General features: G+C 36.4%; 14 protein-coding genes and 1 pseudogene. 8 read left to right on the forward strand and 7 right to left on the reverse strand.

The annotated features are described in order from the left end of the window. The first annotated feature begins 168 nt into the window (after window positions 1-168). The 4 genes from PSE60_RS16865 to PSE60_RS16880 all read left to right on the forward strand — a co-directional run bounded on the left by PSE60_RS16865 (window position 169) and on the right by PSE60_RS16880 (window position 2,195). Complete coding sequence (locus PSE60_RS16865) at window positions 169-528, forward strand: hypothetical protein (protein ID WP_272666194.1); 360 nt, start codon at window positions 169-171, stop codon at window positions 526-528. Next, a complete protein-coding gene (locus PSE60_RS16870) occupies window positions 518-976 on the forward strand; it encodes a hypothetical protein (RefSeq protein WP_272666195.1) in 459 nt (152 codons plus the stop codon). The genes PSE60_RS16865 and PSE60_RS16870 overlap by 11 nt, the downstream gene beginning before the upstream one ends. A gap of 317 nt (window positions 977-1,293) precedes the next feature. Then, the gene (locus PSE60_RS16875) at window positions 1,294-1,722 is read left to right on the forward strand and encodes a winged helix-turn-helix domain-containing protein (protein ID WP_272666206.1); all 429 of its coding nucleotides are present in this window, start codon (window positions 1,294-1,296) and stop codon (window positions 1,720-1,722) included. 26 nt (window positions 1,723-1,748) lie between these two features. Continuing rightward, the gene (locus tag PSE60_RS16880) at window positions 1,749-2,195 is read left to right on the forward strand and encodes a YbaY family lipoprotein (protein WP_272666196.1); all 447 of its coding nucleotides are present in this window, start codon (window positions 1,749-1,751) and stop codon (window positions 2,193-2,195) included. A 119-nt stretch (window positions 2,196-2,314) separates the two neighbouring features. On the opposite strand, the gene PSE60_RS16885 is transcribed toward PSE60_RS16880, so the two are convergent. Continuing rightward, the gene (locus PSE60_RS16885) at window positions 2,315-2,776 is read right to left on the reverse strand and encodes a MarR family winged helix-turn-helix transcriptional regulator (RefSeq protein WP_272666197.1); all 462 of its coding nucleotides are present in this window, start codon (window positions 2,774-2,776) and stop codon (window positions 2,315-2,317) included. Between the two features lie 108 nt (window positions 2,777-2,884). Here PSE60_RS16885 and PSE60_RS16890 point away from each other — a divergent pair, with 108 nt between their 5' ends. Next, the gene (locus PSE60_RS16890) at window positions 2,885-4,711 is read left to right on the forward strand and encodes an FUSC family protein (RefSeq protein ID WP_272666198.1); all 1,827 of its coding nucleotides are present in this window, start codon (window positions 2,885-2,887) and stop codon (window positions 4,709-4,711) included. 20 nt (window positions 4,712-4,731) lie between these two features. On the opposite strand, the gene PSE60_RS16895 is transcribed toward PSE60_RS16890, so the two are convergent. Together PSE60_RS16895 and PSE60_RS16900 are read right to left on the reverse strand one after the other, a co-directional pair. Continuing rightward, a complete protein-coding gene (locus tag PSE60_RS16895) occupies window positions 4,732-6,246 on the reverse strand; it encodes an MFS transporter (protein WP_272666199.1) in 1,515 nt (504 codons plus the stop codon). A gap of 1 nt (window position 6,247) precedes the next feature. Continuing rightward, on the reverse strand, window positions 6,248-7,330 hold the full coding sequence (locus tag PSE60_RS16900) for an HlyD family secretion protein (protein WP_272666200.1): 1,083 nt from the start codon (window positions 7,328-7,330) through the stop codon (window positions 6,248-6,250). Between the two features lie 141 nt (window positions 7,331-7,471). On the opposite strand from PSE60_RS16900, the gene PSE60_RS16905 reads away from it, so the two are divergent. Continuing rightward, complete coding sequence (locus PSE60_RS16905) at window positions 7,472-8,095, forward strand: TetR/AcrR family transcriptional regulator C-terminal domain-containing protein (protein WP_272666201.1); 624 nt, start codon at window positions 7,472-7,474, stop codon at window positions 8,093-8,095. 35 nt (window positions 8,096-8,130) lie between these two features. Here PSE60_RS16905 and norR read toward each other — a convergent pair whose 3' ends face one another. Beyond that, window positions 8,131-9,645 carry a nitric oxide reductase transcriptional regulator NorR gene (gene norR, locus PSE60_RS16910; protein WP_272666202.1) on the reverse strand — a complete coding sequence of 505 codons (1,515 nt, stop codon included), beginning with the start codon at window positions 9,643-9,645 and terminating at the stop codon, window positions 8,131-8,133. 181 nt (window positions 9,646-9,826) lie between these two features. Here norR and norV point away from each other — a divergent pair. Continuing rightward, a pseudogene (gene norV, locus PSE60_RS16915) lies at window positions 9,827-11,020 on the forward strand (anaerobic nitric oxide reductase flavorubredoxin); the annotation flags it as partial. Window positions 11,021-11,082: 62 nt separating this feature from the next. Beyond that, window positions 11,083-11,745, forward strand: a complete 663-nt coding sequence (gene ytfE / locus PSE60_RS16920; RefSeq protein ID WP_210840322.1) for an iron-sulfur cluster repair protein YtfE — start codon at window positions 11,083-11,085, stop codon at window positions 11,743-11,745. 72 nt (window positions 11,746-11,817) lie between these two features. Here the strand turns inward: ytfE and PSE60_RS16925 are convergent, their stop codons facing one another. The 3 genes from PSE60_RS16925 to PSE60_RS16935 all read right to left on the reverse strand — a co-directional run bounded on the left by PSE60_RS16925 (window position 11,818) and on the right by PSE60_RS16935 (window position 15,694). Then, window positions 11,818-13,188, reverse strand: a complete 1,371-nt coding sequence (locus PSE60_RS16925; protein WP_210840323.1) for a class-II fumarase/aspartase family protein — start codon at window positions 13,186-13,188, stop codon at window positions 11,818-11,820. A 14-nt stretch (window positions 13,189-13,202) separates the two neighbouring features. Further along, window positions 13,203-14,759 carry a PTS transporter subunit EIIC gene (locus PSE60_RS16930; RefSeq protein ID WP_004266208.1) on the reverse strand — a complete coding sequence of 519 codons (1,557 nt, stop codon included), beginning with the start codon at window positions 14,757-14,759 and terminating at the stop codon, window positions 13,203-13,205. Window positions 14,760-14,953: 194 nt separating this feature from the next. After that, window positions 14,954-15,694, reverse strand: a complete 741-nt coding sequence (locus tag PSE60_RS16935) for a MurR/RpiR family transcriptional regulator (protein WP_272666203.1) — start codon at window positions 15,692-15,694, stop codon at window positions 14,954-14,956. Window positions 15,695-15,944 lie beyond the last annotated feature (250 nt).

Consider the following 15,944-nt stretch of genomic DNA (forward strand, 5'->3'; position numbering starts at 1 on the left):
AGTACGTATTATCAACATGCGAAGCAACAGCAAGAAAATATTTACCAAACAGCTTATCAGCAAGGTTATAACGACGGTATTAAACAACTATTAACTGACTTTATTCACGTACTAGAAACTAGTGAAATTCAGTACCAAGAAAATATCAGTCACAGCAAAGAACAGCTGATGAAAATATTGAATGACATTTTTGGTAATAATGAGCTACAAGAAATGGTTGCTGCTTATTTTGAAAAGCAATATGCAAAAGTGGCAAATACCACATTACATCTACCAACGAGAATGCAAGCTCGTATTGCCCAAAGCGGTTCTGATATGAAACTGTCAACTGCTGCTGATAATACAATCGCCTTAGAGGTTGATAATAAAATTACCTATTTTTCCCCTATTACCGCCTCTAAAAATATTTTTCCTCATGTATTTTCTGTTCCAACACAATGCCAAATTTTAAAAATGCATAAAAAGGTCTATCAAAACTTAATAACTACAATAAATTCAATATCGGAAGAGCATAAAGATGCTGACTAATCTACAAACTAAGGCTATCAATCTTCAACACAGCGGATCTCAAATCCCCCCTGAAAATATTCAAAATAAAATGACTTCATTATGGCAGGAAAAAAATATGGATAGTAAAAAAATAGAGTTATCCCCTAAAGAAAAAAATAAAATTAGCAAGTTTATTGATGAACTTAAATCAAAAGAAGATAAAAAAATATTTTTTTCTCACGTATTTAAGACGATGATTACATTGGGAAGAGATGAAAAACAAAACTTTATTTCCGGTGTTAGTCAAATATTACAATCATCAAGTGACCCTGAGTTAGTTTCATTAAATAAAAAATTTAATCGCTCACTCAGCCATTATATGGCTATCAGTTTGATGAGCGCTCCTCTTAGCAACCAACTTCGTCATAATATGACTAATATTAGCTTGGAAGGTAACGATGGGGAGGAAGACGAGCTAATAATCTAATATTTATTCTCATCATTTCTTTTACCATATATTTTTCATTCTCCGACTAATATTTATAGGCTTAGTATGTTTTTTTAATATTCTAAGCCTATTTTTTTGACAAAAATCAACAAATATAAAAAATACAAATAAAAATTGATATATGCCGCCGGTAAATATTGTTTAAATTCATCTCATCGAAAAACATGAGTTCAATATCAAAAAACGATTTTATTTTTATATATTTTATCTGAGTTCGTTTTTTATATTGAAATACATTTCATCAACAATCAGGATAGATATAAATTATGACCGATTTATCAACAGTACAAAGTTTCATGGATAACATTGACTATAGTGAAAAAGAATCAATGGTTCTCTTGTCCGGGCATGTCGTATATGACCCACTAAAACGGACACTTTCTCGCGAAAAAAAAGTTATTAACCTTTCTGAAAATGAATCATGCTTACTAAAATTATTACTAATAAAAACAAATAGTAAAAGAGAAGTCATGTATGAAATTTGGGAAAAGAGAGGCACTATCGTAACGGAAAGTAGCTATTACAAGCTTGTCAGACAACTGCGCCAGTCCTTTAAAAAAGTCGAGCTTGATGAAAATTTAATTATGACTTTACCTCGAATTGGTATTTTATATACAGGGGAAAAATCAGAAATGCCGACACTTTCTAAACATGATACAAAAAAAAGCATTTACACCTATATGCGATATTTTTTCCAGAAGATGTTTATTCGCTCATCACTATAATTAGATTTCGCTAAAGAGAAAATATAATGTTAAATATTAGTCCCAATTTTTCAAAAAAATACTTTATTTCATTATTCGTACTTTTTATAGCTTTCATGCTATCCGCTTGTAGCAATAATTTAATGAGTTATTTTACACAAACTCCCACTTACCATATCAATGGTAATATTTATTCGCATTCTTACGATATTCCTGAAAATGCTACAATCACGCTGTCGTTGACGTCAATACAACAGAATGAAAATAATGCAAAGTCTAATCTGGATTACAGTTTTAAAACACAAAGTGCTGGACGTAGTATCGCATTTACAGTTGCTCTTCCTGAAGAATTTCAATCCAAACGATATACCTTAGGAATGAGTGCCAGAGTTGAAAAAGATGGTGAATTAATCATGATGAGTAATAAGCTTAGTCCAATACCTGAGAATTTATCTGAAATAGTATTACTTCCTGTAGCTGCTATTCAGCAATAGCAACACTCATTCCACCAAAACTAATTAAAAATATTCTATCCCCTCTTAATGGGGAATTATATTTACCGGCACTCAAACCAGCTCGAAATCCTTAACGTTGCCAAGTTGGTTATTAAGCTTCACTCATTGGGTTCTTCTAATAAATGTGGGAAATCGGCTATCGAGCTTTCAATCGCTCGTTTCGCCAAACTTTCTAGTGAGCTAAATAACTGTTCTGCCTCTTGTTCTGGTAAGTCCGCCGCTAAATAATCATTCCACTTATTTAGTTTAGAATTTAACTCATTCACAATCATTTTGCCAAGTGATGTCAACGAAACATGATAAACCCGTTTATCAACTAAGCTATTCGTTTTGGCAACCCACCCCTTAGCTAAAAATTTGCTCACACCTCGAGTCGTCACGGATTTATCCACAACCATAGCTTTTGTGATCTGCTCTAGTGTCGATGCATCATACTGATCAATATGTAAAATCATCAAACACTCAATGGCATTGATACCATAAGGCTCCCCCATCCATTTCATATAATGGTGAGCTGCTCGGCTAATCACCCCAAATACTCGAGCCTGTTCAGTACGCATAGCCCCTCTTTAGTTGATTTTATCAACTAATTAGTTAATAATCACCCTGATTTTAGTTGATTTTATCAACTAAATACCTTTTTAACACGCCAAATTTACTCATATTCTATGTCACAAATAATAACGTTACTGAATTCCTTAGGATTTAACCTAGCACGCTTTCGTTTTGCTGCCATTACTGCTTGTGCATCAATTTCCGCGCTGTTTATCGCACAATATTTAGAGTTGGTTCACCCTCAATGGGCAGCCATGACTGTCTGGGCTTCAGCCCAGCCTTGGCGTGAAAATTTACTGGAAAAAAGTTGGTGGCGTTTCGCAGGAACAGTCATTGGCGTGCTAGTTGGCATCATATTAATTCAACTACACATTATCAACCCGCTATTATTTATCGTAGGGCTGGCATTATGGTTAGGAGCATGTAGCGGTATTGGTCAACTGCAAAAAGGCTTTGTGGCCTATGGTACCTTTTTAGCTGGTTATTCAGCGGTCATGGTCAGCATGCTAAGTGTCCACATTACAGATAGCCTGTTTATGGTTGCATGGGATCGGCTATGGACTATCCTTGTTGGCGTTCTTTCTGCGGTGGTTTTCAATTTTTTATTTACACCAAAACGTGAACAAGAACCTGTTATTACACTTAAAAACCAAGTTGATACGCTGTTTTATCAAATTTTGCATCACACACTTGAGAGAAAAAAAACAATTAAGTCACAGGAAATTGACCAACTCTGGCAAGTGATGACAAGTTATGAGGAAATTCTAGAGACTAACCGCATCGGCTGGCATTACCACCGCAAACAAGTTGCTAAAGCGCGGCAAAAACTCATGATACAAAGCCAAATATTATTACATTTAGATAAATACCAATCTATTGCTCCCTTTTATTTTCCTGCGCAAGAGCCAACTGATACTCAATGGAAACACATTTTGTCACTGTGCCCTAATGGGGTACTTAAAATGCTGTTAGTCCCGCTTTACTATGCTACTTTTGGTAAATCAATCAAGAAGATAAATAAAACCGACAAATTAAAACTCCACCAAGATAAAATTTCAGCGTGGCATGCCTTTGCCCGTTCATTTATGGCAATCGCTGTAGTTGGCTTGTTATGGCTATGGACACAGTGGCAAGCTTTGGCTTATCTCACACTCGGTATGTCGGTGATGTTGGCGCTATTTGCTTCCCTTGATTACCCCGCAAGATTCATGAAAAATATTTTTACAGGGCAATTATTTGGTGCTATTGCCGCGTTAATCTGTACATGGTGCTTATGGCCCTTTACCTCTTCATCATGGCAGATGACCTTTTTCATTATTCCTGTGATTATTAGCGGCGTTATCATTTTTTCCCATAACCGCCTAATTTTAATTGCTTTTGATTACATCATGGTTTCGTTGATTTTACTGCAACCATCTTATCCTTTTTCGCTTTCATTCCCTCAAAGCATAGGTAATGCTATTGCGATAGTTTCAGGCCCATTAGTTGCAATGGCCGCTTTCGCGTGGGTTTACCCAACCAACCCGACCAAACGCTACCAGCAGTTAATGTATCTCTCTGAGCAACAATTTAAACAGGGAATCACAACCTTGACTCAAGGAAATAAGCCCTCCACAACCCAATTTATGCACCGTTTATTTAGTGGGTTATTGCTAGCAAAAAAAGCAAATCTTCCTGACTCACCGATATTCGATTTTTTTATTACTCGGCAAAGTATTTGGTTATACCTACTTATTGTACACAAGCAATTTGCACATCATGCATCAAAGAAGAGAGCCCTTATTGCACTTGAAAAACGTATTCAACAAAATCGTTTTGATTTGAAGAAAATAGCCACTCTCTTTCGGCATTTACAGCGTAACGAAAGTGATAATGAAGAGCTTGAGCAACTCGATAAATATGTGAAACACTATATAAAAAAGGGATATTGCCAAAAATAAAGCCAGACTTCATGCCACAATCATGCTGTAGATGGCACGATATTATTTGGTGGTGCAGGTTTTAAAAATAAAATAAGCACAAGTACAGCAATGGCAATAACAAGTGTCAGATTAAAGCCATTAATAAATGCCCCTACATGGGCTTCTCGAGTCACTAAAGACAATATATCAATACTTGTGGTATGAGAACTTAACTTAGCTTCACCAGTTTGAACTAATGCACGCTTTGCATCGAAAGATCCATCAAATGTAATGCGTAAATACGTGTTCATTAGTGCGCCAGCTAAAGCTGGCATTAATACTCTTGCAATTGAAACATAGGCACCTAAATGTAATGCAAATTGTGGCTGCATATTCACAACAAATGAGGAAATCAAACCAATTAACACCAAGCACTCGCCAATGGATTGTATCGTCAATAAGGGAACAAATTCATCAATCCTCCATTGATAATCCAGCTGCATTCCTAGTACACAGCTGTACCCAATAAAAACCACGCCAACGATCATCAATAATCGTGCATCAATACGTTTGGCAAGCCAGACTGCCACGGGGCTAAACAATAAATAGACGATAAACGCAAAATTGGTAATTTCACCAATTTGATATGATTTTAATCCGCCAATAGAAGATAAAAATGATGGAATAAACAAGGAATTAGCTAGCATTAAAACCCCGTATAAACACGCAATAATAAAACAAATACATAAATTGCGATTTGTTAACCAACGTGGGTGAGCAAAGGTATTATCAAAATATAAGGCTCGTATCATAAAAATGCCAAATAAAATAACACTGCTAACTAGGCTAGAAATAATAAATCCAGAGTCACTCCAGCCTAAGGTTTCCCCCTGAACAACGCCAACATACAGTAACAATAAACTACAAATTTTAAGTATCATTCCTCCCCAATCTGTTTGAGCGTATAGCGCCTGATTAATCTCACTTAACGGTAGCCCTTTCCATGCCAATATAAAAATAAATACAGTAAAAAATGCACATCCCCAATACAGCCATTGCCACCCAATAATGTCAATAAATGCTCCTGATACCCCAACTCCAACATCCATTCCTAGAGAAACTCTTAAGCTATAAGCCGCCATGACAATTAACCACATACTCGGTTGTAAATTCCTTAGCGCTAAGGAAATTGTCATGGGTAAATAAACGCCTAAATTAAATCCAATAATACTATGTACCACTAATAACTCTGCTAGCCCATAATTCCCTGCAATGAAAGGAAAACAGCAAAAAATACCTAATAGAGTAGCACTCGTCGCCATGAGTATTCTTTCTGCACCAAATACCACCATAAACCAAGGTGTTAATGTCATACTCGCTAATTGTGCAGCATTTAAAGCAATATTTAGCCATGTTCCCTCTTGCACATCGAGTGCAAATACTCCTCGAATATCTGCCAATGAAAGGGAAAACATACGAATAAATAATGTTGACAAAATAGCACCTAAAAATACAGAAACCACCGCTAACAAGGGTCTTATTTCCTTTGTTCCTTGAAATAAGTTGGCAAACATCTTATTCACCTTTTTTATCCGTACTTTGAGTATCGATATTAACAACCACGGACATACCTGGGCGGAGTCGTGTTAAATTATTCTGCCCAGATAAAAAATTAATATAAACAGGGATGCGTTGAACAACTTTAGTAAAATTCCCGCTGCTATTATCAGCAGGAATTAATGCTGACTCGCCACTGCTTTGTGCGCCAATATCACGCACAACCCCTTTAAATATAACGTCAGGAAAGGCATCAACCGAAACAGAAACAGTTTGCCCCGTATAAACATTTTTGAGTTGGGTTTCTTTTAAATTAGCAATAATGTAAGGGATTTTATTGGGTGTCACAGTGACAATTTCTGTTCCTGGAGTCACGAGGCTACCAATATTTAATTTCACTTTATTAAGTTGCCCATCAAACGGAGCTGTAATGGTCGCATAGGAGACTTGTGTCTCTGCTTGTTTGAAATTTGCCAAAGCCACATCTCGTTCAGCAATTCGTATTTTTTCTTGCTGATTTAATACATGCCGTGACTGTTTCGCCTGTTCCCACTGTGCTTTCGCTGCCAGCTCTAACTTAATTAACCGCTGTAAATCCGAATTAGCATCCAAATAATTTTGCTGAGTGATCGCCCCACTATTAATTAATGATTTTCGCAGTAATGGGCTCCGTTTCATTTGTTGCACTTCAATAGTTGCTGCTTGATAACGATTCAATAGCATTTCAACAGTAAGGTCTTGTTCTTTAATTTCATTGGCTAAATTACTTAATTGCTGTTGAGCTTTTTGGTAATTAGCTTGCGCGATCTCTTGCTTGAAACGCTCTTCTTGATTATTAATTTCTGCTATGACATCGCCGTGTCGAACAAATTGGTAATCATCAACTAAGATACGAGAAACATAGCCTGTCATTCGTGATTTTAATATCGCTGAGTCCGCTTTAATATAAGCATTATTTGATTCTTGATAACGTCGACTACCTTGCCATTGCCCCCAATTTAAAGTCGTCAAAAAAATTAAACAACCAATGCATAACACGCTAAGCCAAGGCGTGAGAAAAATTATCTTTTGTGAAAAAGTGTTCGCTTTTTTTGTTGTCATTGGACTAACCTCAATCCCACTCAGTAACCCTATTAAATATTTTCAATAGAATAAATAACATCATCAATCTAACAACGTTAGGCTGATAAAGTATGTTAAACTAACACTGTTAGATAATAAAGTGCTAAATGAGAATTATTAATGAGAACTCCAAAAATCACACGTTTACAAGTACTTGAAACAGCATTGACCCTACTTAATACAGAAGGAATAGAAGGGTTAACCATGCGGAAGCTTGCTGATGCGCTAAATATTAAGGCCGCATCACTATATTGGCATTTTAGTAACAAGCAGGCTTTACTCGAAGGTATGGCTGACCATATTGTGGCAATGGTGGCTGTGGATTTTCCATATCGCAGTGATTGGGTAACCAACCTTATTGAAATCACATCGCAACTAAGAAATGCATTACTGCAGCACAGAGATGGGGCTCGCGTTTTTGCTGGAACATATGTTATTTCTAACAATGTACTACGCATTAATAATGCTTTGATCAAAACTTTTATGCAGACAGGAATATCTGCAGAGAAAGCAGCTAGTTGCACTATGACCGTATTTTATTTCATTTTAGGTTGTTGTATCGAGCAACAAGCTTCCACCTTTTCAGCAGACAGTGATTTAATCAACAAAGAATCTGAGTTTAACCAATTATCTAAAGATAAATATCCCTATACATGGGAAGCTAAAGAAATGTTGTTTGCTAATAACTACGATGTTAGATTTGCTGACGGGCTACAGCTAATTATTAAAGGATTAAAAAATTAAGATCCTAAGGGCAACATTACGATGCCCTTAATACTTTATTTCAGGCCTAATCGTTTAGCTAGTCGATGTAAGTTAGCAATATCTAAAGATAATTCTCTAGCGCATGCAGACCAATTATGATGGTTTTGTTCCAGTACTTGTGTAATGACTTTACGCTGAAAGTCATCTGTTGCTTCACGTAAGTTTTTAGTTAATGGTATTACTTTCTTTGAGGTTTCCGTAAACTCGTACTCATTGTTATCAAAGATAAAAAATTGAGGCTGTAAGATAATATCACCAGTGTCAATTGAGGCACGAGCAAGGACAACGGCACGATGAATCGCATGTTCCAATTCACGTACATTTCCTGGCCATGAATAGTTGAGTAAATACCGTTGTAATGAAGAACTCAGCACCACACTAGATAAACCAAAACGCTGACGATATTGCTCACAAAAATATCCAGCTAATAAAATAATATCTTCACCACGTTCCTTTAATGGGGGAACAAATAGAGGAAATACGCTTAAACGATGGAATAAATCTGCCCTAAACCGCCCCTCTAATACTTCTTCGCGTAGATCACGATTAGTTGCCGCTAATACACGGACATTAACGCGTAAACTGCGATCATCACCAACACGTTGAATATCACCATATTGCAATACTCGCAGTAATTTTGCCTGTAATGCTAATGATAACTCTCCAATTTCATCTAAAAATAAAGTGCCATTATCTGCCATTTCAAATTTACCACTACGGTGACTAATTGCTCCCGTAAAAGCCCCTTTAACATGGCCGAATAATTCACTTTCTGCCACACTCTCAGGTAATGCCGCACAGTTTAAATAAATAAGAGGATGATCTGCTCGAAGGGATTTTTCATGAATGGATTTAACAACTAATTCTTTTCCTGTTCCCGTTTCTCCGCTAACCAGAACATTTAATTCTGACGCAGCAACAATATCGATTTCCTTTTTTAGTTGCTGCATACGAAGAGATAAACCGATGATTTCGGTTTCTCCTGACGGTTTAAATCGTATAGGTTTACTCGACAATATATTTTGGTTTTCAAGCTGTTCAATAAGTAATGCATTATTTAATGCCCCGGCAGCTAATGCAGCAATTAACCTAAGTGACTCATTATTAAATGCATCGAATTGGTCAGGTTCCATACCATCTAATGTTAATGCACCAATAAGATTTTGCCCCGCATACAAAGGTAAACCGACACAAGCATGGACTTTTAAGTGCTGATGATGAGGAATTAACCCATCGTATGGATCAGGAAGCTGGCTATCCGCAGGAAAACGTACTACATCGCCAGCTCTTGCAATTGCTTCAAGCCGAGGGTGCCCCGCCAAAAAGAATCGGCGACCTAAAACATCAGCCATTAATCCATCAATTGCTAAGGGAATAAATTGACCTGGTTCATAGCGCAATAACGCACAAGCATCGCACCCTAATGATTGCCTTAATGTGGTAATTAAACGCTGAAACCGATCCGCATGTTCCATACCATCTTGTAATTCTATTGCAATCTTTGCTAATGCTTCAACAGAAAAACCCATGATCTACTCCCCATAGTCAATTTGACAATAATTATAGTCATAATGACGATTATTGATACAGTCATTATGACTATAAATTAAAAATATTTATTTAAATTTATTTAAAAATCAATGTATTAAATGTTGGCATGAATATTGATTATATATTCCTATACTTTAAAAAATACAGGATAAAATTAATATGGCGATTCATGTAAAAAATAATATTCATTGGGTGGGTCAACGTGATTGGGAAGTACGTGATTTTCATGGTACTGAATATAAAACATTAAAGGGGAGTAGTTATAATAGCTATTTAATCCGCGAAGAAAAAAATGTCCTTATTGATACTGTCGATCATAAATTTAGTCGTGAATTTGTTGAAAACTTACGCTCACAAATTGATTTAAATGATATTGACTATATCGTGATTAACCACGCAGAAGAAGATCATGCTGGTGCACTAACTGAATTAATGCGCTTTATTCCTAATACCCCGATCTATTGCACCGCCAATGCTATTGATTCAATAAATGGTCACCACCACCACCCTGAGTGGAATTTTAAGATCGTTAAAACAGGCGATACGCTCGATATAGGTAACAATAAGCAATTGATTTTCATTGAAACTCCAATGCTACATTGGCCTGACAGTATGATGACTTATTTTACTGAAGATGCAGTGCTTTTTAGTAATGATGCTTTCGGGCAGCACTATTGTGATGAGCGATTATTTAATGATGAGGTCGACCAAAATGAATTATTTGAGCAATGCCAACGCTACTATGCCAATATTCTTACACCATTTAGCCGCTTAGTAATGCCAAAAATAAATGAAATTTTAGGCTTTAACCTACCTGTCGATATGATAGCCACGTCACACGGGGTAGTATGGCGTAATAACCCAAATCAAATCATTGAATTATATTTGAAGTGGGCAGCAGATTACCAAGAAGATCGCATCACTATTTTCTACGATACCATGTCAAATAATACCCGTTTAATGGCGGATGCAATCGCTCAAGGCATCAATGAGGCCGACCCTAATGTCGCAGTTAAAATATTTAACGTTGCACGCAGTGATAAAAACGACATTATTACTCATGTTTTTCGCTCCAAGGCTGCATTAGTCGGTACCTCAACCATGAATAATGTCATGATGCCCAAAATAGCAGGTATGCTTGAAGAAATTACTGGCTTACGTTTTTTAAATAAAAAAGCCGCTGCTTTTGGGAGTTTTGGCTGGAATGGTGGCGCTGTTGATCGTGTTCAAACACGTTTGATGGATGCCGGTTTTGATACCGCATTATCTTTAAAAGCAAAATGGAAACCAGACACAAAAACATTAGATGACTGCCGTGAGTATGGACGTAATATTGCTCGCCAATGGGCATTACCTGCATAAATTAACTAACAAAATAGCATCAGAATTTTATGATTTTTTAGAGGATACCTCATATGCAATTTAGAGATAAAACACTTGGACAACTCGCATTATCTATTCCTAGAGCCTCTTCTTTATTCCGCCAATATAATATGGATTACTGTTGTGGTGGAAAACAGACACTCAGCCGCAGTGCAGAAAAATTAAATTTAGATATAGACCTATTAGAAAGCCAATTAGCTAAATTAGCCACAGAAACGTTAGAAAAAGACTGGCGTAAAGCTCCGCTCGGTGAAATTATCGATTTTATCATTGTTCGCTATCATGATAGGCATAGAGAACAATTACCTGAGCTTATTTTACAAGCACAAAAAGTTGAACGCGTTCATGCAAATAAGCCAAGCGTGCCAAAAGGTTTATCAAAATACTTAGAAGCATTACTGGAAGAATTAACTAGCCATATGATGAAAGAGGAACGCGTTTTATTCCCTATGATAAAAAACGGGATGGGTCGAAATGCAGCAGCGCCAATTAGCGTGATGGAACAAGAACATGATGATGCTGGTGATATCTTAGAGGCCATTAAAGGCATTACCGATAATGTCACACCACCACCAGAAGCCTGTACTACCTGGCGTGTATTGTATAATGGTATCAATGAATTGATTGATGACTTAATGAATCATATTAACCTAGAAAATAATTTATTATTCCCAAGAGCACTCGCTGGCGAATAAACAAATAAAGGCCTATTTATATAATAGATAGGCCTTTATTTTAAATATTTTTATATAATATACTAAAAATACCTATTGATATTGTTGCTTAATTTCTTGGGCAATTGCTAATCCACGTTTTGCTTCTTTTTCAGCAATTTCGACAGATAAGCCAATATAAGACCTCGGGTCGAGCATGGCTTTAATTTCGTCATTACTGAACGCTGCTGATATCACACTATTTTTGGTTAAATTAGTGTAGAAATCCTCCCCATCCGCTGCCGTTTTAATGGCTTCTTCATACAGAAGGGAATGAGCTTTATCTTTACCTAATTTTTCCGCCATCTTCATCATGACATATTCAGTATTATCAAGACCTTTATTTCTCAATACATTATGAAGCATTCTCTCTTCATGTGGCACAATCGTCCTCGAAAGCTCCTCAGTTCTTAATAAAATTTCAGTGGTTAATTCCAAAGCTTCTTCGATTAACCCATCAAATAACATATAAGAACTACTATCACCTTCATAAGGCCTTACCGCGGAATACATACCAACACTTGGTAAGGAATATAATTTCTGCGAGTTAGCGATAATTCCCTTTGCCAGTTTCGGGTTTATTTTATGTGGCATAGTACTACTGCCTACTGTTCCTTTGGTAAACCCTTCAGAAACTTCTGCAATTTCTTCTAACGTCGTGCTATAGACCTCTTCGCCGATTTTATGGCAAATATTCGCCATTAACGCTAAATTTGCCATATATTCAAGCTTATGGGTACTCAAATTTCTGGAGGGTACTTCCATGGCTTCCATCCCCACCAGCTCAGCGACACGCTTTTGTACCGCCATACCAACACCAGGCATCGAGTTAAATGCACCGACTGCACCACCCATCATGATAGTGAAAACGCGTTTTTCACACTCTTGCATCCGCTGATAACAGTCAATAAAGTCACTGATCCACACTGAAACTTTATAGCCGTAGGTTATCGGGATTGCATGGCGTCCATGCGTTCTTCCCGGCATCACCATATGTTTGGTTCTTTCAGCTAAATCCGCCAAGTTTTCGATAATTTCACCCAGTAACAACATAAATTTATGGTGTACGGTTTTCATCATATACAGCTGTGAACTTTGCTGAATATTTTGTGTGGTAATTCCATAATGGATATATTTACCACTTTCCTCAGAGCAAGCATTCACTAAAACTTTTAAGAAAGGTACAAAGCCATGACCTATTTTCTGGTAAATACGGCTCATTTCTTCAAAATCGATATTTTCGATTACGGCCTTTTCTTTAATTTCATTTGCCGCTGATTGAGGAATAAATCCCAGTTCAGCTTGAGCTTGGGCCAACATGGATTCAAACATTAACCAAGTAGAATATTTTGCTTCATCAGACAATAAGTCTTTAATTCCACGGTCATCGATAGTTTTACTTTTAGAATCGTATAATGCTCTCATTTCGTATCCCTTCTTTATTTCTTCATTGCTTCATCAACAGCATTGCGAACGAACTCAACCTTTGGTCCATATACGACATGGACGTGGTTTGCCGATGGAAAGAAGAATGCGGTACATCCTGATTCCAACATTAAATCTTTATCAATTTGGTTAACTTCTCCAACATCAATACGCATACGAGTAATACAGTTGTCTACATTACGAATATTTTGTTTTCCACCTAATGCTTGGATTAAAATTTCTGCGATTTCGCCATATCGTTTTTCTTTAATTAAGGTATTTTTCAGATTACTAGATTCTTCACGACCAGGAGTTTTAATATCAAATTTAATAATTGCCCAGTAGAAAATAAAGTAAGTGACGACGGCTAAACAGCTGCCGATAATAACAAGGAAGATCCAGTTAGTGTGCTCGTACAGCAGCCCAAAGATAGTAAAATCAAAGACGGTTCCACGAATATAACCGATACCGACCTCAGCCAATGAAAGTAACACCGCACCGATACCGACAATAATGGCATAAATTAAATACAGTAATGGCGCAATGAATACGAAGGTAAATTCGAGTGGCTCAGTGACGTTACCAAGCATTGCCGTTAATACCATGGTGACAAGCATGGATTTCACTTCTGCGCGGTTTTCTTTCTTCGATGTTTTATATATAGCAAGCGCAATTGCAGGGAATAGGAACAATGTAACCAACATTTGTTGCTGCGCCATAAAGCGAGTCAAACTTGGCATCATCGCCCAATATTCGCTATCCGGGCCTTGGTTAAATAGTACTTCAGTTAATGCAGGGACAACACCAACAAAGGTTTGGCCATCAATAATATAAGTCCCACCCGCTTCAGTGAATCTAAACAAAACGTTCCATACATGGTGTAAACCAAATGGAATAAATAAACGTTCACCCCCTGCTGTAAAAAATGGCCCCACTGGACTTAAAAATACTGCAGAGAGCTTCATTAAACCTTGAACTAATACTTCCCAAATAAACGGTAATAGCGCTCCCACTCCAATCATTAAGCCTATCATAATAATAGAAACGGATTTTTTACCAGAAAAGAAAGCGAATGCAGTCGGTAACTCAAGGTTATAAAACTTATCGGTGGCCCAAGCGGCAATCAAACCAGTAATAATCCCTCCGGCGGCACTGATATTTAAAGTTTGTATGCCAAGAACTTTAATTTGCCCTACTTGACCCATCATTGCAGGGTCTGCAAGTTTGCCGGTAAGGACTAGCCAAATATTCATGGTAATGATCAGCGATAAGTAACCGACTACCGAGGCAAAGACAGCAATCCCCTTATCTCGATGGCTCATCCCATAGGCCACCCCCATAGCAAATAACAGGGGAATATTATCAAAAATAACACCTGCGATTGAACGAATACTGACAAGTAATGCATTAACCGTTTCATTTCCAAGAAAAGGAAAACGTGCAATCATATAAGTCTGCACTAATGCACCACTGATACCCAATATCATACCAATAGGGGCTAATACACCTATCGGAAGGAGTAATGTTCTCCCAAAGCGTTGAATAGATTCACCAAACTTTTTTCTGGCCATACTGTTTCCTTATGACTTCTATTATTAGAATTAAAGGCATACTAGCTTGGGGGGGTTATAAAAGAAATGATGTCACGGTTTTAAAAATTATCTTAGGTCATAATTAATGACCTATGTCATTTTAATATAAAACTAATTGCCAAAAATAAAAATGAAAGACAGGTGAAATTTTTTTAGGAAGTAAAAAAGGAAATTTAAAGTAGGTTTTCTAATTCATTGATAAGTAAATCAACGAGAATAAAAAAGCCGATTCTGGATTTTGTATCATCTCTTTTAGTATCAAAATTATCGGCAAAACAAAACAGAGTGTTATCAGTATAAGTGGTTAATTCATTGGTATTAAAGGCTGTCATGCTAATGATATTAGCCCCTTTTAACTGCACAATTTTTGCTGTTTCAATAATTTTTTTGGTTCCCCCAGATAGCGAGATAAAAATAACAGTGTCATCTTTGCTAACTAATCGAGTGAACGAATCAGATAAATTGTAGTCATTAATGAAAAAACAGTGTAAACCTAACGCAAATAGCAAATGCTCAAGGTAATAACCAACCGCTTTACTTGTTCCTCTTGCAACAATAAAAATATTTCTCGACTTATGTAGTATTTTAGCGCAATCACTAATTTGCTCTTCATTAATTAACGTAAAACTTTTATTAATGTTTTTTTCGAGTTGTTTTTTATAAGATGATGAGATAATTTTTTCAGTTTTATTTTTTGTTAAAATGTAATTATTAATCTGAAACTTAAGTTCTTTAAACCCACTGAACCCTAATTTTTGCGATAAATTAATGATAACTGTTTTAGAAACAAAGGTTTTAGCAACCAGTTCATTAATATTTAAGTAAGGGATATCTGTAATGTTATCAGTCAGGTATTTTAAAACTTTTTTTTCGCTAATGGTTAAATTATCGTAATTTTTTAAGAAATCCAACATATCCCCCCCTTAATCAACCTAATCAGCCCAGAAGTCATTCTTTTTATAATAATAAAGTCAATATAGGCAGCCAATTGGTTGATTATACGTTAAATGACCAACCGATGCTGAATTTAAGAAGCGATTTTTGTGAAATGCGACAATAATTGAAGAAAAATTGGTATCACAACAGGTTGTTTCCTTTGTGATACCTTTTATATAAATAGTTCAGTTTCTTCATCAGCACCATTACAAACACAATACATTGAGT

Source organism: Providencia sp. PROV174, assembly GCF_028480685.1.
In the GTDB taxonomy this organism is placed as follows: domain Bacteria; phylum Pseudomonadota; class Gammaproteobacteria; order Enterobacterales; family Enterobacteriaceae; genus Providencia; species Providencia rettgeri.

What these genes read in the sequence shown, in the direction of transcription:
- PSE60_RS16865 (WP_272666194.1), top strand. Translation starts at nt 169, where the DNA reads ATGAAAATATTGAATGACATTTTTGGTAATAATGAGCTACAAGAAATG.
- PSE60_RS16870 (WP_272666195.1), top strand. Translation starts at nt 518, where the DNA reads ATGCTGACTAATCTACAAACTAAGGCTATCAATCTTCAACACAGCGGA.
- PSE60_RS16875 (WP_272666206.1), top strand. Translation starts at nt 1,294, where the DNA reads ATGGATAACATTGACTATAGTGAAAAAGAATCAATGGTTCTCTTGTCC.
- PSE60_RS16880 (WP_272666196.1), top strand. Translation starts at nt 1,749, where the DNA reads ATGTTAAATATTAGTCCCAATTTTTCAAAAAAATACTTTATTTCATTA.
- PSE60_RS16885 (WP_272666197.1), bottom strand. Translation starts at nt 2,776, where the DNA reads ATGCGTACTGAACAGGCTCGAGTATTTGGGGTGATTAGCCGAGCAGCT.
- PSE60_RS16890 (WP_272666198.1), top strand. Translation starts at nt 2,885, where the DNA reads ATGTCACAAATAATAACGTTACTGAATTCCTTAGGATTTAACCTAGCA.
- PSE60_RS16895 (WP_272666199.1), bottom strand. Translation starts at nt 6,246, where the DNA reads ATGTTTGCCAACTTATTTCAAGGAACAAAGGAAATAAGACCCTTGTTA.
- PSE60_RS16900 (WP_272666200.1), bottom strand. Translation starts at nt 7,330, where the DNA reads ATGACAACAAAAAAAGCGAACACTTTTTCACAAAAGATAATTTTTCTC.
- PSE60_RS16905 (WP_272666201.1), top strand. Translation starts at nt 7,472, where the DNA reads ATGAGAACTCCAAAAATCACACGTTTACAAGTACTTGAAACAGCATTG.
- norR (WP_272666202.1), bottom strand. Translation starts at nt 9,645, where the DNA reads ATGGGTTTTTCTGTTGAAGCATTAGCAAAGATTGCAATAGAATTACAA.
- ytfE (WP_210840322.1), top strand. Translation starts at nt 11,083, where the DNA reads ATGCAATTTAGAGATAAAACACTTGGACAACTCGCATTATCTATTCCT.
- PSE60_RS16925 (WP_210840323.1), bottom strand. Translation starts at nt 13,188, where the DNA reads ATGAGAGCATTATACGATTCTAAAAGTAAAACTATCGATGACCGTGGA.
- PSE60_RS16930 (WP_004266208.1), bottom strand. Translation starts at nt 14,759, where the DNA reads ATGGCCAGAAAAAAGTTTGGTGAATCTATTCAACGCTTTGGGAGAACA.
- PSE60_RS16935 (WP_272666203.1), bottom strand. Translation starts at nt 15,694, where the DNA reads ATGTTGGATTTCTTAAAAAATTACGATAATTTAACCATTAGCGAAAAA.